Origin of the sequence: Paracoccus albus (assembly GCF_027913035.1) — a bacterium.
GTDB lineage: Bacteria > Pseudomonadota > Alphaproteobacteria > Rhodobacterales > Rhodobacteraceae > Paracoccus > Paracoccus albus.
The window spans coordinates 94105-118270 of record NZ_CP115776.1; the positions used below are offsets into that span (position 1 = coordinate 94105).

A 24166-nucleotide genomic window follows, 5' to 3' on the forward strand; every position below is an offset into this window, starting at 1 on the left:
GGCCGGACAGAAAGCCCCCCGGCATCAAGCGATGCCGAGGATACGCGTTGCAGTTCAGCCCGATCAGACCTGACCCGACGTGAACAGAGGCTTGCCGTTCTTAAGGTGGCGGAAGACAAGCTTGCGCGACATGCGGCCCGACGGCATTTGCCGGGTCGCCGGTGCCGTGTAGTCCTTGTTCCGAAGCTCGGGGAACAGCGTCAGGATTTCAGCCCGCGCATCCTCGCTGACCGCTTTCAGCGCCTCTGGCCCGGTGTAAAGCGACTCTGTTTCCGTGCCGTTGGCAAAGACAAGCTCGTGCTGATCGAACAGGAAGTGGAAATATTCCACTTCGTCCACCTCTGCGAAGTCTATCCCATCGACCGAGAGAAGCTGCTTGGCGGCAACAAGTATTTCATCCTCACCGAACATCTTCTGCGCGATCCGGGAGCGCAGCAGGATGCGATGCTGCGGTGAGACATGCAGGTCCTGTGCCGGATAGCCGGGCGCCAGGGCATTGGCTGCGATGCGGATCGGGCGAAGATTTTCCTTATGGCCAAGCTTTTCGGCCGACAGGCTGTTGCTGCCGATCCAGAGGATAGGCTTCAGCCCGTTATCCTTGGTCAGAACCAAATCGCCTGTCACCAAATCCTCGATCGGGACCGGGCCGTCTGCCGTCTCGATCAGGGTGCCGCGGCAGAAGCACATGACATTGGTATTGTCATAGGTCAGTTCATCGCCGGTGGCACCGGTTATCTGCATCGTAAGCTTAATGGTTTCGCCAGTGCCCTGCCCGTTGTCGATACCGGTCTTGGTCACATCATTCAGGATACCGTCATCGTTCTGGTCGCCGCGAAGCCATGCCAGCGGGTTGCTATAGGTATCCTGACCAAGCGCCTCTGCCCTCGCGTTGTAAACGGCAAGGTTTGCGTCGTTGTAATAGCCGCTCAGATCAACGTAGTCGTTGTTGGTCTGGTCATTGTCGTCGATGTCGCTATTTGCGGCGGTGTTGAAATCAGCGATGGTGTCGCCGTCGCCTGCGACGAATGTGTCGAAGCCTTCCCCACCGACCAGTGAGTCGTCGCCTTCACCACCGTCGATGTAATCTCGACCCGCCTCGCCCTTGATCTTGTCTTCACCTGTGCCGCCGAGGATGGTGTCGTCATCCGTCCCGCTCCAAATGGTGTCGTTTCCGGTGCCGCCATCAATGTAGTCTTTGCCTGCGAAGCCGTCGATATTGTCATTGCCTGCGCCGCCGTAAAGCGTGTCATCGCCGGTATCCCCGCCGGAAACATAGTCCTGTCCGTCGCCGCCATAGACGACGTCGTTCCCTTCACCGCCATCGACAGAGTCGCCAACAAGCGATTCATCCCCGCCATAGATGGTGTCGTCGCCAGCACCGCCCTTAATCAGGTCATCAGAGCCACCCCCGTGGAGGACGTCATTGCCGTCGTCACCGAAGATGTCGTCCTCGCCGTCGCCGCCGCGGATCGTGTCATCGTCGGCGCCGCCGTAAAGTGTGTCGTCGCCAACGTCGCCGAGAATGGAGTCGTCGCCGACACCGCCGTACACCAGGTCGTTCTGGGCGCCACCAAGCAGCTTGTCAGAGCCGACGCCGCCTTCGATGGTATCCAGCCCGTCGCCACCCTGAATGCTGTCGTCACCCTCGAGTCCCTTGATCAGGTCATTGCCGGTGCCGCCGTCAATCGTGTCGGCGCCACCCGGCGGGGCATATTGCTGAGCGAGGTCATTGCCTTCAGTCGTTATTGTCACTGATCCGGTATCTGTGACGTTTTCGTGAAGTTGGGTGATCTCTCCCGTCGCATTGTTGACCATGACGATGTTGGCGCCGGGCGGGAAATAGAAATCACGGACGTTGCCGACTGTGCCGGGAGGAACACCCATCGTGTCGGTGACGAGTGTCCCGTCCGGCTCTATGTAGTAAACGGTCTGCGCCACGCCGGAATTATTGGTGAAGGTAACGCGAACCTCTCCGGGATGCTGATTGGGACCTGGGCCACCGCCATATTCGCTTGCCGACCCGGCTTCACTTGTCAGAATATCTTCCACGACCTGCTGTGAGCTGTTGCGCAATGGCAAAGCATCCAACCCATCGCCGCGGATGACATCATTCCCCGCGCCACCCGTTATCGAATCCATGGCACCGCCGCCACTGATCGTATCGTTGCCGCTGCCGCCGTCGATTGTGTCGTCGTCATCGCCACCGGAAAGGGCGTCCTGGCCGATCCCCCCCGAAATCGAGTCACGGCCTGCGCCACCCGATAGCGCGTCATTGCTTGCGACGGCAGAGGCAGTTCCGTCATCGCCAATCAGCGTGTCGTTGCCCAGGCCACCCTGCGCCGCGTCGTCGCCCAGCCCGCCATTGACGCTGTCATCGCCGCTGCCGCCAAAAATGCGGTCGTTGTCACCACCGCCGTCAATTGTGTCATCTCCGGTATCGCCGAAAATGGTATCGTTGCCCGCGCCCCCGAGAATACTGTCAGCGGCTCCGCCCGGCGCGTTTTCACCGAAATTGGCGTCGTAATTGGCGGTCAGGTCCTTCGAAGTTCCCGCATCCGCACTGCTTACCGGCATCACCCCCCGGATGACGCCGCCCTGCACAAGGGCAAGCTGCGAGTTCGCAGGCACGGTAATGCCCACCGGGTTTCCCGGCTGAACGGTTTTCATAAGGACCAGAGAGCCATCGGGCTCGATGTAATAGACATCGACAGTACCCAGAGTATCGTGACCGACGGTCAGGCTGACCCCGGTGGTGCTGTAGGGGCTGGCAGATCCGAATTGCGGCATCAACTGCCCGTGATTTCCGGTGGCTGAAGCATTGACGGCAATGTAATTGTCGCCGGAAATAACGTCATTTCCTGCATCGCCAGCAATCGTATCGCTGCCCGCACCGCCAACAAGGGCATCGTAGCCATCGCCACCGCGCAGTGTGTCGTTCCCTTCCGAGCCGGAAAGGCTGTCATTGCCCCCGGCGCCGGTCAGGCTGTCATCGCCCTCTGCGCCATCGTAGTAATCATTATTGGCTGTTCCGCCGATATTGTTGTTGCTGGACGTTCCGTAATTCGTGGCCATCGACAAGCTTCCTGTGCTGAGATGTAGAGTTGCAATTGAAATGCCTGCGAACAGGCATAGGTGCAGAGGGCCCACGCGCGAGGTGCGCGGGGATCAACTCTTGGGGTAATTTCTGGTTATGCCCGGTACGGCGTTCTGCCATTGCCGTGCTGATGCGTTTATCTGTGACGCGGGCAGGCGATCAGGGCGAAAAATGCAGATCGCCCTTCCCTATCCGCGAAACAAGACTACGAAATGCCGCAGCGCCTCCATCATCTGAACGATCACGAGGTCGGGCATAGACGTCAGGAAGCAGAGGTCGCACGGAGCCCAATTTCATAGGGCATCTTCAGCATTTCCCAGCGAATCGCGGCAAGACCATAGGATCGAGCGTTAAACTGTTCAGTTCCTAAACCATGCGGAAATTGAGCGATCAATGGAGCAACAACTAAAATGTTATTAATAAATGTGAACCAATTATAATATTTTGCAATAACCTGTTTGCCTGCGTCTCGCCAAGAAGCAGGAACTACTTTGATAAAGAAGCTTACGTTTCGGTTCTGCCAATTAACTTGAGATTATTGTGCCGGTCGTTAACTATTTTCAACGATAGGTAGTATTGCTCGCGGTACTGCTGTGCGCGCGGCCGTGTCCGTCATCCGCATTTCGAATGGCCGCAGCTTGGACAGGTCATGCAGCCTTCGATCATGCGCATTCCGTATTGGCCGCAGCTTGGGCAGGCCGGACCGCGCGGGCGCTCGCCCATGGCGACCACATCCGCCTGCGGATCGGATTTCAGGCCCAGACCTTCCCCGGCCAGAAAGCCGATCGAGATCATGTGGCGTTCGATGACGCCGCCGATGGCCGCAAGAATGGATGGGACGTAATTGCCCTGCACCCAAGCGCCGCCGCGCGGGTCGAAAACGGCCTTCAGTTCTTCGACCACAAAGGAAACGTCGCCGCCACGCCGGAACACCGCGCTGATCATGCGGGTCAGGGCGACCGTCCAGGCAAAATGCTCCATATTCTTGGAGTTGATGAAGATCTCGAACGGGCGGCGTTGTCCGGCCTGAACAATATCGTTGATCGTGATATAGATCGCGTGCTCGCTGCCCGGCCATTTCAGCTTGTAGGTCGAACCTTCCAGTGCCGCCGGGCGCTCCAGCGGTTCGGTCAGGTAGACGACATCGGCACCGGTATCGGCTTCCGGGACAGTTTCTGAGTTTTCGCTGACGGACAGGACAGAGCCGGTCACATCATTCGGGCGATAGGTCGTGCAGCCCTTGCAGCCCAGATCCCATGCGGCCAGATAGACATCCTTGAAATCCTCGAAGGAAATATCCTCCGGGCAGTTGATGGTCTTGGAGATCGAACTGTCGACCCATTCCTGCGCCGCTGCCTGCATGGCGACGTGATCCTGTGGGGCGAGTGTCTGCGCGTTGACGAAATAGTCGGGCAGTTCCGCCGCGCCATAAAGGTCTCGCCACATCTGGACGGCGTAATCGACGACCTCTTCCTCGGTCCGCGAGCCATCCTTTTGCAGCACCTTGCGGGTATAGGCATAGGCAAAGACCGGCTCGATCCCCGACGACACATTGCCCGCATAAAGGCTGATCGTTCCGGTCGGTGCGATAGAGGTCAGCAGAGCGTTGCGGATGCCGTGTTCGGCGATGGCGTTGCGCAGGTCGTTATCCATGCGCTGCATGAAGCCGGAATTCAGATATTCATCTGCGTCGAACAGCGGAAAGGCCCCCTTCTCTTTCGCGAGTTCGACGGATGCGAGATAGGCAGAGCGCGCGATGAGCTTCATCCATTTGCGGGTCTGTTCGACAGCATCCGGCGCGCCATAGCGCAGACCCAGCATCAGCAGCGCATCGGCCAGTCCGGTGACGCCAAGGCCGATGCGGCGCTTGGCCTGTGCCTCTGCCGCTTGCTGGGGCAGCGGGAATTTTGAGGCATCGACCACGTTATCCATCATGCGGATTGCGGTGCGCACCAGCTCATCAAGTGCCTTCTCGTCCAGCCGGGCGGTATCGGTGAATGGCGCTTCGACCAGACGGGCAAGGTTCACGGAACCCAGCAGACAAGCGCCATAGGGTGGCAAGGGTTGTTCGCCGCAAGGGTTCGTCGCGGCAATGGTTTCGGCATAGTGCAGGTTGTTGGCCTGATTGATCCGGTCAATGAAGATCACGCCGGGTTCGGCATAGTCATACGTCGCCCGCATGATCCGGTTCCACAGATCGCGCGCCTGGACCGTGTGATAGATCTTGCCTTCGAAGGAGAGATCCCACGGGCCGTCGGCTTTCACAGCCTGCATGAAGGCATCGGTGACAAGAACCGAAAGATTAAACATGCGCAGCCGGGCACTGTCCTGTTTGGCTTCGATAAAGGCTTCGATATCGGGGTGGTCGCAGCGCATTGTGGCCATCATCGCGCCGCGCCGCGAACCTGCCGACATAATCGTGCGACACATGGAATCCCACACATCCATGAAGGACAGCGGGCCGGATGCGTCGGCGGCCACGCCTTTTACTTCTGCCCCCTTTGGCCGGATGGTCGAGAAATCGTAGCCTATCCCACCACCCTGCTGCATGGTCAGCGCGGCTTCTTTCAGCATGTCGAAGATACCGGCCATGCTGTCGGGAATGGTGCCCATGACAAAGCAGTTGAACAATGTAACCGCCCGGCCCGTTCCGGCACCGGCAAGGATGCGGCCTGCGGGCAGGAATTTGAAATTTTCAAGCGCGGCGAAGAAGCGGTCTTCCCATGCGGCGGGGTCTGCCTCGACACGGGCAAGGTCACGGGCCACACGGCGCCAACTGTCCTCGACCGAGGCATCGACAGGCTGTCCGCCTGCATCCTTCATGCGGTATTTCATATCCCAGATCTGTTCAGCAATCGGAGCAGCGAAGCGGGTCATCAGGCCAATCCTTGTGGTCGTAACGCAGGCCCCCACCAGATATTGACTTTCGACGGGCGATAAAAGCGGAATCGCTGCGCCCGAGTGACGCGCGGGGCCAGAGGTTAAATCTGGCCCCGCGCGGGTTTGAAATCAACTGCAAGCCGGCCCTGATAAAGGATCAGACCGGGAAAAGATGCGCTTCGGATGCGTCAAAACGCAGGCCGATTTCCTCGCCCGGTTTCAGGATGCGGTCCTCGGCCACGGCGGCGATGATCTGGCTGCCGTCGCGCAATTCAATGTCGATGACGGTTTCAGTGCCAAGCCGCTCGGTCAGGGATATCTTGCCGTGAAGCATCGCCTGATCGTCGGGCACCGGGGTCAGGTATTGCGGCCGGACGCCAAGCACCGCCTTCTGTCCCGCAACGATCCCGTCCTGACGGATCGGGGCTTCGATCGGTTCCAGCGACGTGCTGCGCACCAGTGCCTTGTCGCCTTCAATCTTCTCTACATCCACTTCGATGAAGTTCATTGATGGTGCGCCAAGAAAGCCAGCGACGAAGCGATTGGCGGGGTTGTGGTAAAGCTCCATCGGGGTGCCGACCTGCATCACCTTCCCGTCTTTCAGCACGACGATCTTGTCGGCCAGCGTCATCGCCTCGACCTGGTCATGGGTGACATAGACCATCGAGGCACCCAGCTTCTGATGCAGCTTGCCGATTTCCAGCCGCATATCCATGCGCAGCGCGGCATCCAGATTCGACAGCGGTTCATCGAACAGGAAAACCTTGGGCTGGCGCACAATCGCGCGGCCGATGGCAACCCGCTGGCGCTGACCGCCGGAAAGCTGCGAGGGGCGCCGGTCCAGCAGGTGTTCCATCTGAAGAATGCGCGCGGCCTCTTCAACCTTTGCCTTTTTCTCTGTCTTCGGGGATTTGGCGATGGTCAGGCCGAAACCCATATTCTCGCGCACGGTCATATGCGGGAAAATGGCGTAGGTCTGGAACACCATTGCGATGCCACGATCTGCGGGCTGGATGTCGTTGACAACCTTGCCGTCGATCTCTAGCGTGCCCGAGGTGATATCCTCCAGCCCTGAAATCATGCGCAGAAGGGTGGATTTGCCGCAGCCAGAGGGTCCGACGAAAACGGTGAACTCTCCGTCCTCGATTTCCAGATCGACGCCCTTGATGACCTCGGCGCTGCCATAGCTTTTGCGGATGTTCTTGAGGGACAGATGTGCCATTGCCTACTCCGCCGGTTCGGTGATGCGCTCAACGGCCAATCTGCCGTCTGCGTCGATCAGCACGGTTTCGGGATCCATCACATAGCCGCCGAAATCGCCACCATCGGGACGATCCGCAAAGCCGAGGATTTGCAGGCTGTCGCCCGTATCCACGATCCGCGCGGCATAACGGCGGCAGGGAAGTTCGCCATCAAGGAAGGGACCATCGGCCACGCGCCACGGACCGCGCGGGCTTTCGCCGATCAGGTAATGGTTGCCGGTGACCGGCCCGCCGGGCGTCTTTTCGGCGCGGTCCTTCGAGAAGTGATTGGCGGCGGTGCAGAACAGGCAATACCAGCGGCCGTTCTTTTCAAACACCTGCGGGACTTCCAACTGGCCGTAATCGCCGCTGAAGACCGGCGGCTGCAAGGTCCATGTCTGAAGGTCGGGCGATGTCGCAAAGCCGATCGCGCCGCCGGCATTTGGTTCGGCCACACCGTCGACACGGGCGGTGAAGAACATCAGCCAGCCATCACCATCGGGGTCACGCATGACCCAGGGGTCGCGCATGGCACGGTCGTGCCAGAAGCCCTGTTTGAAACTGGCCTCGTATTCCTGTGCGGCCGGCCCTTCCAGATCAAGGCAGAGCCCGTCGCCAACGCGCGTCCAGTTGTGCAGATCGGTCGAGGTCGCATGGCCGATACGCTGATACAGCCCGTCCTCTGCCCGCGAGGTTCCGGTATAGAACAGGTGCCACAGATCGTCGTAACCGCGCACGACCGACCCGGTCCATGTGGTGTAATCGTCCCATGCCGGGCCATCGGCTGGCTGGAAGGTGGTGCCCAGATGTTCCCAGTTCACCAGATCGTCGCTGACAGCATGGCCCTGCGTCACGTTGAAATGCCGCAATTCGGGGTTTTCCAGCGATTTCGGCGCTTTCAGGAAGAAGCCATGCCAGCGGTCGCCGTCGTGTACATACCAGCTGTCCCAGATCCAGTCCTTGTCGAGTTTGATAGCCATAATGTTTATCCTTGGGTCAGCCCTTGACGCCGGTTGAGGCGATAGAGGCGATGAATGAACGTTGAAGAACAAGATAGAAGGCCAGCACCGGCAGCGTGATCAGCGTCAGGTATGCCATCAATGCGCCCCATGGTGTGTTAAGCTGGAAGAAATACCCAAGGCCGACCATGACGGGGCGATAGGTTTCCTCCTGCACCACGATCAGCGGCCAGAGATACTGGTTGTACATCACCAGGAATTTCAGGATCGCGGCGGTGGCGATGACCGGGCCGGACAGGGGCATGACAACGCGGCGATAGACCTGCCACCAGCTTGCACCCTCGGCCCGTGCGGCCTCGATCAGTTCGCGTGGCAGATCCTTGAAGAACTGCACGAACAGGAACACGGTCAGCCCGTCGGCAATCCACGGAATGATCTGCACGCGATAGCTGTTCAGCCAGCCCCATTCGATCCCTTCCAGCCCCAGCCAGGGCAGACGGGAACAGATCATCAGCAGCGGAATGGCAATGGTTTCGAACGGTACGATCAGCGTCGCAACGATGATCGACAGCAACACATCGCGCCCAGACCAGTTCAGAAACACGAAGCTGAACGCCGCGAGCGAGCAGATCACCAGTGACAGCAGAACCGTCAGGCCGGTCACAAGGACAGAGTTAAAGACGAACAGCCCGATGGGCGCGCGGTCGAAGGCCGCGCCGTAATTGTCCAGACTGATGTCACCGACGGGCAGGAAGGCCCGCAGAGATGACGTATCGCCCAGAAGCTGTGCATCCGGCTTCAGGCTGGACACCACCATGAACAGCAGCGGCAGCGCAAAGATCAGGGCGACAAGGATCAGCACCAGATAGCGCAGCGCCAGCCGCAAGCCGTGATTGTCTTGGGAAATGGCAGCCATCAGTTCCGCTCCCGTGTCAGCCAGCGTTGGATCAAAGAGATGGTCAGCACCAGCAGGAAAAGAATGACCGAAATGGTCGAGCCGCCCGAGATGTCCTGCCGCCCATAACCACGCTCTACCGTCTGGAAAACCAGCGTCTGCGTCGAATCCAGCGGGCCGCCATCGGTCATGACGTCGATCTGCGCAAACAGCGCGAAGGCCTGCATGGTGATGACGATGATAACCAGAACGGCCGTGTTACGCAGCCCCGGCCAGGTGATGTAGCGGAAGGTCTGCCATTTCGACGCGCCTTCGATGGCTGCGGCCTCATATAATGTGGGCGCTATTGTCTGAAGCCCGGCGAGCCAGATCACCATGTGAAAGCCCACCGCCTGCCAGATCGACATGGCCATGATCGCGGGCAATGCGGTCGCCGGATCGCCCAGCCAGTCGTGGCCATCAAAAGCCCCGAAGCTGAGCCATGACAGCACGCTGTTCAACAGCCCGTCCTGCCCGTCATAGATGAATCGCCACAGCAGTGACACAACGACGATGGAAACCACCACCGGCATGAAATAGATGGTTCGGAAGATGTTGATGCCGCGCAGTCTCTGATTGATCAGAAGTGCAAGACACAGCGCCAGCCCGGCCTGTACAGGTGCCACGATCAGCACGAACAGCAGCGTATTGGTCAGCGCCTTCCAGAACACGACATCGCTGGCCAGCACGACCTTGCGGTTCTCTCCCGATTGCCAGCTGAACCATTCCGACATGCCGCTATATTGCGGATAGTCGTCAGACCGGGTGAAGCTGCGCACGCGGGGATAATCAATCGCGCCGTCATCGTCGCGGATCACTTGTCCTGCATCGTCGCGTTCGGGTTCCAGCGTCAGGACGCCAAGCGACAGCAGATTCGAATAATTTTCGAAGCCGACATATTCGGTGGGGTTGGGTGATACCAGGCGCTGATTGGTCAGCGACAGGCCGAACGCAAACAGGAAGGGCAGGATGATGAACATCGCAATCAGCCCGAAACCCGGCAATGCAAAGGCCCAGCCCGCGCCGTTAGAGCGGGTCAATCTGGACGACATGGCGTCCTCCGTTGAAAAGGGTGGCGCTGCGGCCCGGACGTGCCGGGCCGCGATGCGGGTTACTGGTGGCCATAGCCCTGATTGCGTTCGATATCGGCGTCGATTTCATCGACCGCAGAGTCGAGCGCGTCCGCTACGTCCGCGCCATCGGCAATGTCAGTCAGCGCCTTGCGGAAGGCGAGCGCCTGCACGACATAGCCGGGGGTTTCGGGGCGCTTCATGCCCTGCGCTTCGGAGAGGCCGTAAAACACCTCCATCGGGGCACCTTCGCTGTAATAGTCGGACATGGCGGCGGCTTCCGGGGTCGGCGGGATCAGGCCCATCGCATTCGAGAACTCGGCCAGATATTCGTCCTGCATGGCGAATTCGATGAAGGCCGCGCCGCCTTCAGGATGCTCTGTCGCGGACGAAATGGCGAATTGCCAGCTTGCCGCGCCGATGATCGGCCCATTGCCGAAATCGGGCGCAGGCAGGAAGACGACATCGTCATAGGCTTCCAGATAAGGCAGCGCCTTCCAGTTGCCGTTCCAGGTGATCGCGAATTCGCCGTTCTGAAAACCGTTATCGTGATCGGCCATATCCTGGCTGGTGCCGGGAACCATTTCGTTTTCGAACAGACCTTGCCACCACTCGCCGAATTCAAGCGCTTCATCGCCGTTCAGCACGCCCTCGGCGGACTGATAGCCTTCTCGGTCGACCATGTCGCCGCCGAAGCTCCACAGGAAGGGGCCGAAGGCATAGGGATACCATTCGCCCTTGTCTGCCATACCGACATCCAGCGGATAGTTGAAATCGCCGGAATCCTTGATGGTTTGCAGGGCCGCGTCGAACTCCTCACGCGTCCACGGCTCTTCCAGCGTGGGTGTGCGGATGCCATACTTGTCCAGCGTCGGCTGGCGCGTCGTCATGGCGACGGCAGCATCCCAGAGGCCGACGGAATACAGCTCATCATTCCAGTAGCCCAGCACGCCGGGCAGGAATTTTTCGACGGCCGCTTCATCAATCGGCAGCGGCTGCAGATATCCGGCCCATGCCCAGTTCGGCGTGTTCGGCCCGTCGACGTCCAGAATATCCGGCAGATTGCCCGAAAGTGCAGCTGCGACGACAGAATCGTTATAGCTGTTCTGCGGGAAGCTTTCGACGACAACGGTCCAGTCCTCCTGACTGGCGTTGAAGTCCTCGACAATACCGTTCAGGACGGCGGCTTCCTCGGGGTTGCCGGCGCCGTGATACCACATCGACAGTTCTGTCTGGGCAAGTGCCGCACCGGCAGTTGCGATGGCCACTGCGAAAATCGATGTTCCAAGAAGATGGTTCATAAAGTCCTCCCGTAGGGTTCAGTGTGAAATGTTGCGGTCGCGAACCGATTGCCGCCAACGCAGAGGGCCGGCGACGCGGTACAGATGATCACCGGCCCGGTTGCCTTCGATAAGGTTCAGTAGATGGCCGGCCGCAGCCTCGCCAATGGTGCGATAGGCCAGATCGACGGTGGTCAGCGGCGGGAACAGCGTTTCAGCAATGGCGCGATAATCGTCATAGCCCGCGACCGAAACATCGCCCGGCACATCCAATCCGCGAGAGCGCAGGATGCCGTAGCCGCGCATCGCCATTTCGTCATTGCCAAAGCAGATTACAGTGGGCGGGTCGTTCAGCGACAGAAGCCCTGCAATCGCGTCCTCCAGCAGCGGCCCGTCTTCGGAATAACTCGTTTTGATGCCGGTGCGGATCAGTTCCTGATCGATAGGTAGGTTCGCATCCGAAAGTGCTGCAAGATAGCCCTCGCTGCGCAGGCGGGTGGCGGCCATGTGCTGATGCAGGGTGACATAGGCGATGCGCTGATGTCCCGCATCAATCAGCGCTTTGGTCAGGGCCTTTTGGCCAGCCCGGTCGTCGGGCAGCACGGCAGGCGTTCCTGCGTCATCGAAGCAATTCGCCAGGATCAGCGGAATATCGGCGGGGACCGGCGGCAGTTCCACCTGCTTGTGGTGGTCGGCGACATAGATCAGCCCTTCGACCCGGTGTTCCTGAAACGTGCGGAACAATGCCGGGATGCGATCCTGCTGACCCGCCGTATCCGCGATCATCAAGGTGCGGCCAGCCTTGGCAAGCCGCGCCTGCACGCCTTGCACGATGAAAAGATCGGGCAGGCCAGCAGGTTGCGTCATGTCCTGAGAGATTGCGCCGGTCACCAGCCCGATCACGCCAGAGCGTGTCGCGCGCATCATCCGTGCCGCATTGTTGCGGACATAGCCAAGCTGCTGCATCGCCGCCTCGACCGCCTCACGGGTCGATTTGCCGACAGGCGCATCGCCGTTCAGCACACGGCTGACGGTCTTGGGCGAAACACCCGCCTTCTCGGCAACGTCATAGATGGTGGCCATTGCGTCTCCTCCGGTGACATCAATGTCATGACATCGGTGTCATTGTCAAGGACATGCGTTGGGACGGGCCTGTCTTTCGGAACGGCTCTCGCAGGCATGGCCTGCAACGCGCAGGATATTCGAAGTTTTCCGGATAAGGTGAAACAGGGTTGCTGTGACGTTTTGCACGCTGAAACCCCGTCCTTCTTCGAAGCGGGCACCCTGCCCCACCTTGCCTTCCCTTTGCGAATCGCGTTAGGCGCCAGCGATCAACAGATCACACCCGTTCAGATGACACAGAACCCCAGCCAAGGCGCGACGATCCGCTTCGACAGCGTCGAGAAATCTTTCGATACCGCAGGCGGTCGTGTGACCGCCCTTCAGGATGTGTCGCTGACCGTCGGCGCGGGCGAAATCTGCGGGATCATCGGCCGGTCCGGCGCGGGCAAATCGACCCTGTTGCGAATGGTCAACGGGCTGGAAAAGCCGACCGCTGGTACGATCACCGTGGGCGGGCGCGATGTGGGCCGCGCGACGGGGGCAGATCTGCGGGCGACCCGGCGAGAGGTCGGGATGATCTTCCAGCATTTCAACCTGCTGTCATCGCGCACCGTTTACGGCAATATCGCCCTGCCGCTGGAAATTGCCGGCGTCCCCTCCGCACAGATCCGGCCCCGCGTGCACGACCTGATCGCGCGGGTCGGGCTGGACGCGCAGGAAAAACGCTATCCGGCAGAGCTTTCGGGAGGGCAGAAGCAACGCGTCGGCATCGCGCGGGCTTTGGCGACGCAGCCCAAGGTGCTGCTGTCGGACGAGGCGACATCTGCGCTTGATCCCGAAACCACGCAAACGGTGCTGTCACTGCTGCGCGACATCAATCGCGACCTTGGGCTGACTATCCTGCTGATTACGCATGAAATGGCTGTGGTCCGCGACATTGCCAGCCACATGGCGGTGATCGACGGTGGCAATATCGTCGAATCCGGGCCGACCTATGATGTTTTCGTGCAGCCGAAACATCCGACGACGCGCTCTTTCCTGTCTGGCGTCACCGGCATCACCCTGCCCGCCTTCATCGCCGGAAAGCTGCAGGACACACGTCCCGATGGCCCATCGGAAGAGGTGATCCGCGTCACTTTTGCAGGCAGTCACGCCACCGATCCCATGCTTGCAAAGCTGACCGCAGAGATGGGCATCGCCGTGAATATCCTTGCCGGTGCCATCGAGGAAATCGGCCCGCATCCCTTCGGCAACCTGCTGATTTCCGTCGATGCGGCGCGGGGTAAGGAAGCCCGCACCTATCTTGAACGCCACGGCCTGCTGACGGAGGTGCTGGGTTATGTCCGCTAATCTTATCGGCCTGCTGTATGACGCGACATTGCAGACGCTTTACATGGTTGCGGTCTCTGCCCTGATCGGGACGCTGTTTGGACTGCCGCTCGGCGTGTTCCTCGCTACCTCGCAACGCGGAGAGCTGTTATCTGCGCCGTTGTGGAACAAGGCGCTAGGGCTGATCGTCAATGCTGCGCGGTCGGTGCCCTTCATTATCCTTGTCGTGGCCATCATTCCCTTCACACGGATGATCGCAGGCACGTCCATCGGGACGACAGCGGCCATCGTGCCGCTGACCATCGCGGCAATCCCGTTCATCGCCCGCCTTGTCGAAAACGCCATCCGCGAAGTCGATGCCGGCCTGATCGAGGCGGCGCGGGCGATGGGTTCGACCCCTTATCAGATCATCCGCAAAGTGCTGATCCCCGAAGCGATGCCGGGCATAACGCTTGGCCTGACGCTCGCCGTGGTCAGCCTTGTCGGCTATTCCGCGATGGTGGGCGCGGTCGGGGGCGAAGGTCTGGGTGATCTGGGCATCCGCTATGGCTATCAGCGTTTCATGCCCGATGTGATGCTGGCCGTCGTCATCATCCTGATCGTCATGGTGCAGCTTATCCAATCCATTGGTGAATGGATCGCTGCGCGGGTCGACAAGCGCGCGCCACGCAATCGCGGCAACTGAATTCAAAGCAAGAAGAGGTAACAACATGTTCCGTCTCACCACATTTGCATCCGTTCTGACCCTGTCCGCTGCGGCGGCAATGGCCGAAGACATCAAGATCGGCGTCACCCCCGGCGAACATGCCGAAATCATGGCCGAGGTCGCCCGCATCGCAGAGCCCGAAGGGCTGAACATAGATATGATCGAGTTTTCCGATTATGTCGTCCCGAACCAGGCGCTTTCGGACGGTGATCTGGATGCCAACAGCTTCCAGCACCGGCCCTATATGGAAAACCAGATGAAGGATCGCGGTTATGAGCTGGTCGAGGTCGCGACCACCATTACCGCGCCCATGGGCGTCTATTCCGACCGGATCGAAGATCTGGCCGACTTGCCCCAGGGCGGCTCTATCGCGATCCCGAACGATCCGACCAATGGCGGTCGCGCGCTGCTGCTGTTGCAGGATCTGGGTCTGATCGGACTGGCCGAGGATACCGGCCTTGTTCCCAGCACGCTGGATGTGACCGAGAATGAGAAGGATCTGAGCTTCCTTGAACTCGACGCTGCCCAGCTGCCGCGTGCACTGGCCGATGCCGATGTCGCGATCATCAACACCAACTACGCCATCGATTCCGGTCTGGACCCGAAGGAAGATTCCATCGCGATGGAAAAGGCCGACAGCCCCTATGTGAACATCATCGCCGTGCGTAAGGGTGATGAGGATCAGCCGTGGGTCGAGACGCTGGTCAACGCCTATCACTCGGATGAAGTGAAAGCATTTATCGAAGAAAACTACGGCAGTTCGATTCTGACGAGCTGGTAAGATTGCCGATCAGGACAATCTGAAAGGCCTGGCATTTGCTGCCGGGCCTTTTTCTAACCCTCGCCCTCTGCAGCGGTTGTCAGATTAAGCGCTTCCATCCGTTCCGTATCAAGGATGTGAATTTCTTCCGGCGGGGTGCGCAGCGCAAAGCTCATCAGCCGCAAATCGACACCCATTTCGTCCAGATAATCCATAACGCTGGCCTGCGCCCGCTGGACATCGCTGACCGCAAGGAAAGCGGGCAGGAGGGTGTTCTTGCCGAAATAATGCTGGTGCACGCCGACAACCGCGCCCTCGGTCGCCTGACGCGTGACACCACCGGCAAGAATATAGGGGCAGGCGGACAGGCAGACTGCGCCGTCTTCAACTTCAGTGCTTAACCTTGCACCGCGAATGGTGCGACCAATGGCCAGAGCATCGGCCACAGAACCACCCGAACTGTCCAGCGAGACACGGGTTTCGCCGGGCCGGTTCTGGTCAAGCCAGGTGGTGAAACGATCCGCATCGCCGTCCGCAATCTGGCCCGAAAGGCGGATGGCGCCATCCTCGATACTGAACTCAAGCGCGTTTGCCATCGGGCGCATTGCCGGGGCGCCGGGCTCCGACGGCCCGATATCCGGGCGATAGGGACGGACGCTTGGTCCTTCGACCGGGGGCGCAAACAGACCGGGCGCGGCACTGCCGGGGTTTCCGCGCAAGTCTATCCAGATGATCGCCAAAGCCAGCAGCACCTGCGAGACCAGCACCGCGCGGATGGCTGCCTGCGGCGACGACAGCAGGCGCATTCAGCGCTCCATCACGTCGGGCTTGCCGCTGGCGGCGCGCGGGTCATCCGTGACCTCGCTGCGAAGCGGAACAGGACGCGGCGGCGCGGCCTCGGCAGGGGGTTGCGCATGGGTGGGGCGCATAGGTGCAGGTTCGTCGTCATATTCCCGAAGCACCTCGGCGGCTGCAAGGGCTGCGCGAAGCTCTCCCACGGTCATGCGATCATCGCTGTGGTGCACACCGCGCCCGGACCTTATCGCCGACTGAATGACCATGATGATGAACACCAGAACGGCGGGCAGAAGGTCGATGGAAATTGCGCCCGCCCATGCCGGGATGAAGTTTCCTGCATAGACGATCACTGCATCGGCGGCGGACATGGGCGCATAGACTGCCTCATCCGGTGGCGGCAGGGCCTCGACCTCGGCCGCGGCGGTCGACAGGGTATTTGCCCGCTGCTCGACCAATGTCAGGACAGAAGTGATCGTGTTCGACTGGCCAAGCTGAACCTCGGGCGAGGATCCGTCCAGTTCGGGCAGAACGACCGCCTCGGACAGGTCATTCGCGGCGCGGCTGACAAGCGGTGCCGGATTCAACTGGCGAAGCTGGGTGATAAGCCCTGAAAGCACCACCGCATCTTCGGAAAACTGCACCGTGCGGTCAGAGAGCACACCCGGCCCGACCGTGGTGCCGCGCATCTGCGACAGGATATTGTTGCCCTGGGCAAAGGTTGCTTCTATCGGGCCTTCCACCTCATTCAGCTGGACCTCAAGCGCCTCCAGCTCTGCCCGCTTTTGGCTGAGGACGCGGAACACAGCGCCGCGCCCGGAAAAGCCGGACAGGGTGCCGCCTGCCTCAAGCTCTGACAGGTCGTCGAAGCTTTGGCGGACACGTGCAACATCGCGCGACAAAGACTGTCCGGCGACGGCGTTGGAATGTGCGCGTTCCAGCGATGCCTGATAATGCTGGATGGTCGTCGCCATATGGGTTTCGACCGCAGCACCCCCGGCAAGCGCCGCCGCGTTCAGCCATGATGACATGGCGACGATGGCGACGCAGCCAAGCACCATTGCCAGGAACAGGCCCACGCGCGATGCCGCACTGCGCACCGCCGGCAAAAGGCGCAGCATATAGGACCAGAACACGAAGATACCGACCGAAACGGCGATGGAATAGGCAAGTGCGGCGAAGGTCGTCCAAATGCCGGGATCGTCCAGCAATGTCCTGACGCCCAGATATGTGTAAATCCCAGAGGCCGCCGCCAAAACGCCAAGCGCGGTTGATGTGAAGCTGTCCAGCCAGTCCAGATGACGCTCCAGCTCTCGGGCGTATCGGTCGCCGGCACGGTCCGAGCGGGTGGCGTGATCTGTCATCTCTGCTCCGTCATAGCGGGTTTTGGTTCTGTCGGCGCCTGTATGTTTCAGCATAACGGCATGCTTGTCGATGCGCCGCGAGCGCGAGCGGGTTCACGCTTGCATGATGCCGTCATTCGATCCGGGCGACGATGTCGCCTTCGGCAATTTCGTTGCCCGCCTGGACCTTCAGGCCGATTGCGCCTTCGGCATCGGCGTTCAGCGTCATTTCCATCTTCATTGCCTCCACCACCGCGACGGGCTGATCCGCTGACACCGTGTCCCCATCCGACACCAGCCAGCGTGCCAGCACCCCCGAAACCGGCGCGCGCAGCCCCTTGCTGTCCAAGGGTTTGGCGTTCGCGGCGACCTGCTGCGCCGGCGCGGTACTTCCCCCAATCGCCGCTGCGAGCCGGTCGAGCGCGGTTGCACTCAACCCCAGATCGACGCGCGCGCCGTTAACTTCCGCAGGCAGGCGCAGGACGGTATCCTCAACCGAGGTGACACGCAGCGCGGCATCCAGATCATCGGCGAAATCGGTTTCGATCCAGCGGGTATGAACGCGGAAATCCCCGTCTCCGTTGAAGTCAGGGCTGTCAATCACCGCGCGGGCAAAGGACAGCACAGAAGCAACGCCTTCAATCCGGAACTCTGCCAAAGCGCGACGGGCGCGGGCAATGGCCACGTCTCGCGAAGGACCCGTCACGATAAGCTTCGCCATCAGAGAGTCAAAGGCCCCCACGACGGTCGATCCGCTTTCGACCCCGCTGTCAAGCCGGATACCGGGGCCAGCGGCGGGCGCAAAGCGCGTGATGCGTCCGGGCGTCGGCAGGAACCCCCGGCCCGGATCTTCGGCATTGATCCGGAACTCGATGGCATGACCGACGGGTTCGGGCATCTGGGGCAGTTTCAGGTGCTGACCCTCGGCAATGCGGAACTGTTCGACCACCAGATCGACGCCCGTGACGGCTTCTGTCACCGGGTGTTCGACCTGCAAACGGGTGTTCACCTCCAGAAAGCTGACCATGCCGTCAGCACCAAGCAGAAATTCGACCGTCCCCGCGCCGCAATACCCTGCAGCGGCGCAGATATCGCGGGCGGCATTGGCGATGCGATCCGCCACATCATCGGACAAAAAAGGTGCGGGCGCTTCTTCCACCAGCTTCTGATTGCGCCGCTGAAGAGAGCAGTCGCGCAGCCCGACGACCACGACATTGCCATGCTGATCCGCCAGGACCTGCGCTTCGACATGGCGGGGGCGGTCCAGAAACCTTTCGACATAGCAGGCGTCATTTCCAAAGGCGGTCCGGGCCTCGCTGGCGGCGGCATCGAACAGCTCTTCGATTTCGTTTTCATTCCGGACGATCCGCATACCGCGACCGCCCCCACCGGCGGCGGCCTTGATCGCGATGGGCAGGCCGTGTTCGGCGACGAAGTCATGGATTTCCGCAGCATTGCTGACCGGGCCATCTCTGCCCGGCACAAGCGGTGCACCGACGGAACGCGCAATCTCACGCGCCGCAATCTTGTCGCCCAGCCGTGCAATCGTGTCGGCCGACGGACCGATCCAGATCAGCCCTGCATCCGTCACGGCCCGCGCGAAATCCGCGCTTTCCGACAGAAAGCCATAGCCGGGATGCACCGCATCCGCCCCTGCCCGCCGCGCAACGTCAAGCAGAGCATCTGCGTTCAGATAGGTCTCCGCCGGGGTTTTTCCGGGAAGTGAGAACGCCTGATCCGAATGGCGCAGATACAAAGCGTCGGCGTCCTGATCGGCATAGACGGCGATGGATTGCAGGCCATAGTCCCGGCAGGCGCGGATCACGCGCAGCGCGATTTCCCCACGATTGGCGATAAGGATCTTCTTCATGGCTGGCCTTTCTGCGGCGTGATCTCGGCAAAGGGGGCGGTGGCCCGGAAGCGCAGCTTTGCACCGGGTGGGGCCTGCGCGACAAGATCAAGGTGATGTGGCGCGACGGTGGCAATGACCGGATAGCCACCTGTCAGCGGGTGGTCGGGCAGGAACAACACCGGCTGGCCGGAATGAGGGATCTGGATGGCGCCAGTCATCGTCGCCTCACTTGGCAATTCGCGACTGTCCGCGCGACGAAGGGGCACCCCCTCAAGCCGCTTGCCGATGCGGCTGGATTGCTGTGTAACGATCCAGGTCTGGTTCAGAAAGCTGTCTATTTCCGGACCCGCGAACCAGTCCGTGCGGGGGCCCATGATGACGTCAATCTCTACCACGTCGCCTGATCGCGGCAAGGCGGGCAAGGGCAGTGGCGGTCCCACAGCCTCGCTTCGGGCCCGCGCAAGCCCGACCCAGTCCCCGGCCTTCAGCACATCCGGGCCGATCCGGGCCAGCGTATCTGTGGCGGCGCTGTCCAGAACCGGCGCCACGGCGAACCCGCCACGCACACCAAGATAGCCGTACATCCCATTTTCAGGGCCACCGATCGCGACCTCATCCCCCGCATCCACCGCAAAGGCCGTATGTGAAGGCAGGCTGATATTGCCATTGAGCGTGACGCTGCGCGGTGCTCCGGCAAGCGCCATTGTGCAGGGCGTCGTTGCGCGAAGGCGCAGCCCGCCACCGACAAGCTCTAGCGCGGCGGTGCCTGCGGGATTGCCGAGCAGGCGGTTCAGCGACCGGAATGCCCCGGCATCCACCGCACCCGATGCCGCTATTCCCTGCGCCAGTTGTCCGTTGCGCCCCTGATCCTGCATCAGCGCCGGGAAGGGTGCCGCAATAATGTCCAGACGCGCATCCGGCTTTGCCGGCTTTTGCACAGGCGGCGCGGGCGGCAGCGAAAAGCTGACACCCGGCTGCGCCAGATCGACGAAGCGCACGCTGTCACCTGGTTTCAGCCATGCGGGCGGATCGCGGGTGATATCCCACATCGGCAGCGGGGTTGTGCCGATCAATTGCCAGCCGCCGGGGCTGTCCTGCGGATAGACAGCGCTGAAACTGCCGGCCAACGCCACCGAACCCGCAGGAACAGCGGTGCGCGGGCTTGACCGGCGGGGCACGTTCAGCGCCGGATCGCCCCCGGCGAGATAGCAGAAACCGGGGGCAAAGCCGTTGAATGCGGCAAGCCAGGCCGTTTCGCCGTGGCGTGCAATCACGTCTGCCCGCGACAGGCCGGTCAGGCTGGCGACCTCTTCCAGATCTTCCCCGTCATAGTGCACCGGAATCTCGACTTCTCGGCCCCTTGTCTGGGTCTGTGCGGAAAGATCGCGCAAACTTATTTCTGCCGCAAGCCGCTCTGCCGTGACCACGTTCGGATCATAGGTGACGGCAAGCGTTTCCGCCGCAGGAACAAGTTCTGCCACGCCGTTCGGCAGATTGGCGGTCAGGCTGGCGAAAAGCGCCAGCACCTGATCCAGATTATCCAGTTGAACCAGCAGGGCATCACCGCCGGCGGGCAGAAAACGCATCCTCAGCTGTCCATCCGGACGAAGGGCGACAGTGCGATGCCTTCACTGTCAAAGGCACTGCGGATGGTGCGCGCGATGCTGACGGCACCGGGGCTGTCGCCGTGAACGCAGATCGACTGCGCGTCCAGCCGGATATCGCGCCCCTCCACATCCGCGATGACGCCGTCACGGGCAAAGCGCAGCATACGGGCGGCAATTTCGTCCGGATCGTGCAGCACGGCCCCTTTGGCACGGCGTGAGACAAGCTGTCCATCCGGCTGATAGCCACGGTCGGCAAACGCCTCTCCCACCACCGTCAGGCCAGCGGCGCGGGCTTGTTCGACAATGGGCGATCCGGCAAGCGCAAGCAAAGGCAGCGACGGATCATAGACGCGTATCGCCGCAATCACCGCAGCCGCCTGAGAACCGCCTTGCGCGATGGTATTGTACAGCGCCCCATGCGGTTTGACATAGCGCAGGCGCGTTCCCGCCGACCGCGCCAGCCCGTCAAGCGCGCCAAGCTGATAGATCACATCTGCCGTCAGCTCCCGCGCAGGGATATCCATCGCGCGGCGACCGAAACCGGCAAGGTCGCGATAGCCGACATGCGCCCCCACGGCGACGCCGTTCCCAGCGGCGTCCCTCAGCGTATCAAGGATACCGGCCGGGTCACCGGCGTGAAAGCCGCAGGCGATATTGGCCGAGGTCACGATATCCAGCATTGCCGCATCATCGCCCATTTTCCAGGCGGCGAAGCTTTCGCCCATATCGCTGTTGAGATCCATCATTTCCCCGCTTGGCAGTTTGTCGCTCAACCTTAAACGAGTTGAACCGATTTTCTAGGCTTCGCGTTGGTTGTGGCACAACCGTCAATTTTGCAAACGGAGAGAGCCAATGCGTTTCATCGTCGTGCTTCTTGCATCGACAATTGCGGCCGCTGCGGCGCCCGTTGTCGACCCCGACGGCCCTTTCGTTATCGGAGAGGCTTTCCCCGAAACTCCGGCTACATGCGGCTCGCTTCGCGGCTGGTTGGATGATGTTCCCGATTACGACGGGCGGATCAGTATGGCCATAGAAGGAGAGCTGCTAGCCAGCGAATATGATGGCGTTTTGGCCTATCTTTTCATGTGCCCCGAAAAGGACGTTCAGGTCATTTGTGTGACCTATGAACCGCATGAGATCGTGAAAGATCAAAAAGTCCTGTTGGCCGGCGGTTTCGCCGGTGCGGGTGACGGGCAGGTGATCCTGGATCCCTGCCTCGCCTACGATGTTCGCGATCAGCCAGATTAAAGCGTGATGCGGAACCGCGCGAAGCCTTCTTCGCCTTCGCCCGCCGGTTCGATGGTCAGTCCCTTCACCTCTGCCAGATAGTCCGCAGCTTTCGGGCCGGTGTCGAACAGTACGCTTGTCCCTTCCAGCGGGGCAAAAGACCAGTTGCTGTCTGCCTCCGGGTCTATCGTGCCCTGCTCAACGATGTAGCGCACGATGATGTCGCGATTGGTGTCCGGGCCTTCGAACACGATGGTAGAGCCGTCATTGCCGGGGAAGCTGCCGCCACCGCCCGCGCGATAGTTGTTGGTGGCGACGATGAATTCAGCAGCAGGGTCAATGGGCTGCCCGTCAAAGGTCAGGTTGACGATGCGGTTCGCGCCTTCGTTCACCACTGCCCCGTCATTGTCGTATTTCGAGGGCTGAGACAGGTCGATCTGATATTCGACCCCGTCGATCACATCAAAATTATAGCTGGGGAATTCAGGGTTCAGCAGAAGCTGATCAGCCTGACCGGGTGTGATCTGATTGAACATTCCGGCGCTGCGTTCCAGCCAGTCCTTGACCTGCTGTCCGGTGATTTTCACCGCGCGGATCGTGTTGGGGTAAAGATAGAGGTCCGCCACGTTCTTGATGGCAATATCGCCCGCAGGCACGTCGGTATAATATTCCGGCCCGCCACGGCCACCTGCCTTGAACGGCGCACCGGCAGACAGGATCGGCAGGCCCTCATGCTCGGTCCCGGCCATCATCTGTTCGATATACCAGCTTTGCGCATTGGTGACGATCTGAACACTTGGATCATCGGCAACGAGCGCGAAATAGCTGTAAAGCGGTGCCGAGGTCTGGCCCACCGACTGCCGCACATAATCAAGCGTGGCCTGATGTTCGGCAGCAACGCTTTCCTCCACCGCCGCGACGCTTTCGACCAGCGGTACCACATTGCGATCCGCGTCACGTTCATAGATCGGGCGTGCCTCTACCGTGTGGCTGGCGATGCTCCAGCCGTCCCCATCACGTTCCAGCAACAGGTCGACCAGGCCCATATGGCTGCCCCAGAACCCGGCCATGACGGCAGGCTTGCCGTTCAGAGTCCCTGCGGTAATGTCAGCGCCTTCTAGCGCTTCGTAATCGGGGCCGGGGAAAACCAGATGCTGGTGGCCGGTCAGGACAACGTCGATACCGTCAACACCCGCCAAGGCAAGCGACGCGTTTTCTGCATCCTCGGCCAGGGGCAGCGGATCAATGCCGGAATGGGACAGCGCGATAACCAGATCGACGCCTTCACCGCGCAGCTTCGGCACCCATGCCTCTGCCGCCGGAACGATGCCACGCGTGGTCACATTGCCCTCCAGATGCTTGCGGTCCCATTGCATGATCTGCGGAGGTACGAAGCCGATCAGGCCGATGCGGATCGGGTGTGTTTCCCCTGCGCCATCGGTCAGTTCGCGTTCGAGAATCGTGTAGGGGGGCACCAGCGTTTCATCGGTATCCGGTGTCTCGCCCTCTGCCGTCACCACGTTGCAGCAGACGACCGGGTAATTCGCACCGGCCAGAGCGTTTTTAAGGAATGTCAGCCCATAGTTGAATTCATGGTTGCCCAGCGTCCCGGCATCCACCCCAACTTCGTTCATTGCGGTTATGATCGGATGCATCTGCCCCTGATCCATCCCGCGTTCATAAGCGATGTAATCGCCAAGCGGGTTGCCCTGCAGGAAGTCGCCATTGTCCAGAAGGACAGAGTTGGTGGCCTCTGACCGGACCGCGTTTACCAGGGAAGCCGTGCGGGCCACGCCGACGGTATCGACCGGCTTATCGGCGTAGTAATCATAGGGCCAGATGTGAACATGCAGGTCCGTCGTTTCCATGATGCGCAAATGCGCCTGCCCGGCCTGAGCGCGCGCCGAAAACGGATGAAGCATGACCGCGCCGACACCGGCAACGCTTGCGGACAGAAACCCTCTTCTCGTCATCGCAAAGGGATTGTTCATCTGACATCTCCTGATGTTTGGATTTGGCGGCAGGCT

The 24166-nt window shown here is 60.8% G+C and carries 18 protein-coding genes; 4 read left to right on the top strand and 14 right to left on the bottom strand.

Translation table 11 applies throughout. The features are described from left to right. Positions 1-63: 63 nt before the first annotated feature. From PAF20_RS17145 to PAF20_RS17180, 8 genes are all read right to left on the bottom strand, one after another. Positions 64-3072 carry a Hint domain-containing protein gene (locus PAF20_RS17145; protein WP_271073532.1) on the bottom strand — a complete coding sequence of 1003 codons (3009 nt, stop codon included), beginning with the start codon at positions 3070-3072 and terminating at the stop codon, positions 64-66. A gap of 634 nt (positions 3073-3706) precedes the next feature. Next, entirely contained in the window at positions 3707-5971 is a 2265-nt protein-coding gene (locus PAF20_RS17150; protein ID WP_271073533.1) for an adenosylcobalamin-dependent ribonucleoside-diphosphate reductase, read from the bottom strand. A gap of 160 nt (positions 5972-6131) precedes the next feature. Next, positions 6132-7196: an ABC transporter ATP-binding protein gene (locus tag PAF20_RS17155; protein WP_271073534.1), complete on the bottom strand. Its 1065-nt coding sequence runs from the start codon at positions 7194-7196 to the stop codon at positions 6132-6134. Between the two features lie 3 nt (positions 7197-7199). Then, positions 7200-8195, bottom strand: coding sequence for a glycoside hydrolase family protein (locus PAF20_RS17160; RefSeq protein ID WP_271073535.1), 996 nt, complete (start codon positions 8193-8195; stop codon positions 7200-7202). 16 nt (positions 8196-8211) lie between these two features. Continuing rightward, the gene (locus PAF20_RS17165) at positions 8212-9090 is read right to left on the bottom strand and encodes a carbohydrate ABC transporter permease (protein WP_271073536.1); all 879 of its coding nucleotides are present in this window, start codon (positions 9088-9090) and stop codon (positions 8212-8214) included. Further along, positions 9090-10160: a carbohydrate ABC transporter permease gene (locus PAF20_RS17170; RefSeq protein WP_271073537.1), complete on the bottom strand. Its 1071-nt coding sequence runs from the start codon at positions 10158-10160 to the stop codon at positions 9090-9092. The genes PAF20_RS17165 and PAF20_RS17170 overlap by 1 nt, the downstream gene beginning before the upstream one ends. A gap of 59 nt (positions 10161-10219) precedes the next feature. Further along, positions 10220-11479: an ABC transporter substrate-binding protein gene (locus tag PAF20_RS17175; RefSeq protein ID WP_271073538.1), complete on the bottom strand. Its 1260-nt coding sequence runs from the start codon at positions 11477-11479 to the stop codon at positions 10220-10222. An 18-nt stretch (positions 11480-11497) separates the two neighbouring features. Beyond that, positions 11498-12541, bottom strand: coding sequence for a LacI family DNA-binding transcriptional regulator (locus PAF20_RS17180; protein ID WP_271073361.1), 1044 nt, complete (start codon positions 12539-12541; stop codon positions 11498-11500). Positions 12542-12811: 270 nt separating this feature from the next. Between PAF20_RS17180 and PAF20_RS17185 the strand changes: the two genes are divergently transcribed. The 3 genes from PAF20_RS17185 to PAF20_RS17195 are packed head-to-tail and all read left to right on the top strand — an operon-like array spanning position 12812 to position 15336. Beyond that, positions 12812-13870: a methionine ABC transporter ATP-binding protein gene (locus PAF20_RS17185; protein WP_271073362.1), complete on the top strand. Its 1059-nt coding sequence runs from the start codon at positions 12812-12814 to the stop codon at positions 13868-13870. Next, positions 13860-14534, top strand: a complete 675-nt coding sequence (locus PAF20_RS17190) for a methionine ABC transporter permease (RefSeq protein ID WP_271073363.1) — start codon at positions 13860-13862, stop codon at positions 14532-14534. The genes PAF20_RS17185 and PAF20_RS17190 overlap by 11 nt, the downstream gene beginning before the upstream one ends. 25 nt (positions 14535-14559) lie before the next feature. Then, positions 14560-15336, top strand: a complete 777-nt coding sequence (locus tag PAF20_RS17195; RefSeq protein WP_271073364.1) for a MetQ/NlpA family ABC transporter substrate-binding protein — start codon at positions 14560-14562, stop codon at positions 15334-15336. A gap of 53 nt (positions 15337-15389) precedes the next feature. Here the strand turns inward: PAF20_RS17195 and PAF20_RS17200 are convergent, their stop codons facing one another. The 5 genes from PAF20_RS17200 to PAF20_RS17220 all read right to left on the bottom strand — a co-directional run bounded on the left by PAF20_RS17200 (position 15390) and on the right by PAF20_RS17220 (position 21658). Beyond that, entirely contained in the window at positions 15390-16121 is a 732-nt protein-coding gene (locus PAF20_RS17200) for a COG3904 family protein (protein WP_271073365.1), read from the bottom strand. Then, on the bottom strand, positions 16122-17474 hold the full coding sequence (locus PAF20_RS17205; protein ID WP_271073541.1) for a hypothetical protein: 1353 nt from the start codon (positions 17472-17474) through the stop codon (positions 16122-16124). Between the two features lie 112 nt (positions 17475-17586). Continuing rightward, positions 17587-19323: an ATP-binding protein gene (locus PAF20_RS17210; protein WP_271073366.1), complete on the bottom strand. Its 1737-nt coding sequence runs from the start codon at positions 19321-19323 to the stop codon at positions 17587-17589. After that, positions 19320-20891 carry a 5-oxoprolinase subunit B/C family protein gene (locus PAF20_RS17215; RefSeq protein WP_271073367.1) on the bottom strand — a complete coding sequence of 524 codons (1572 nt, stop codon included), beginning with the start codon at positions 20889-20891 and terminating at the stop codon, positions 19320-19322. Before PAF20_RS17215 ends, PAF20_RS17210 begins: the two co-directional genes overlap by 4 nt. Before the next feature lie 2 nt (positions 20892-20893). Then, positions 20894-21658 carry a LamB/YcsF family protein gene (locus PAF20_RS17220; protein WP_271073368.1) on the bottom strand — a complete coding sequence of 255 codons (765 nt, stop codon included), beginning with the start codon at positions 21656-21658 and terminating at the stop codon, positions 20894-20896. Between the two features lie 106 nt (positions 21659-21764). Here PAF20_RS17220 and PAF20_RS17225 point away from each other — a divergent pair, with 106 nt between their 5' ends. Then, the gene (locus PAF20_RS17225; protein WP_271073369.1) at positions 21765-22160 is read left to right on the top strand and encodes a hypothetical protein; all 396 of its coding nucleotides are present in this window, start codon (positions 21765-21767) and stop codon (positions 22158-22160) included. On the opposite strand, the gene PAF20_RS17230 is transcribed toward PAF20_RS17225, so the two are convergent. Next, complete coding sequence (locus PAF20_RS17230; RefSeq protein ID WP_271073370.1) at positions 22157-24130, bottom strand: bifunctional 2',3'-cyclic-nucleotide 2'-phosphodiesterase/3'-nucleotidase; 1974 nt, start codon at positions 24128-24130, stop codon at positions 22157-22159. The two genes, PAF20_RS17225 and PAF20_RS17230, sit on opposite strands and share 4 nt — an antisense overlap. Positions 24131-24166: the final 36 nt, after the last annotated feature.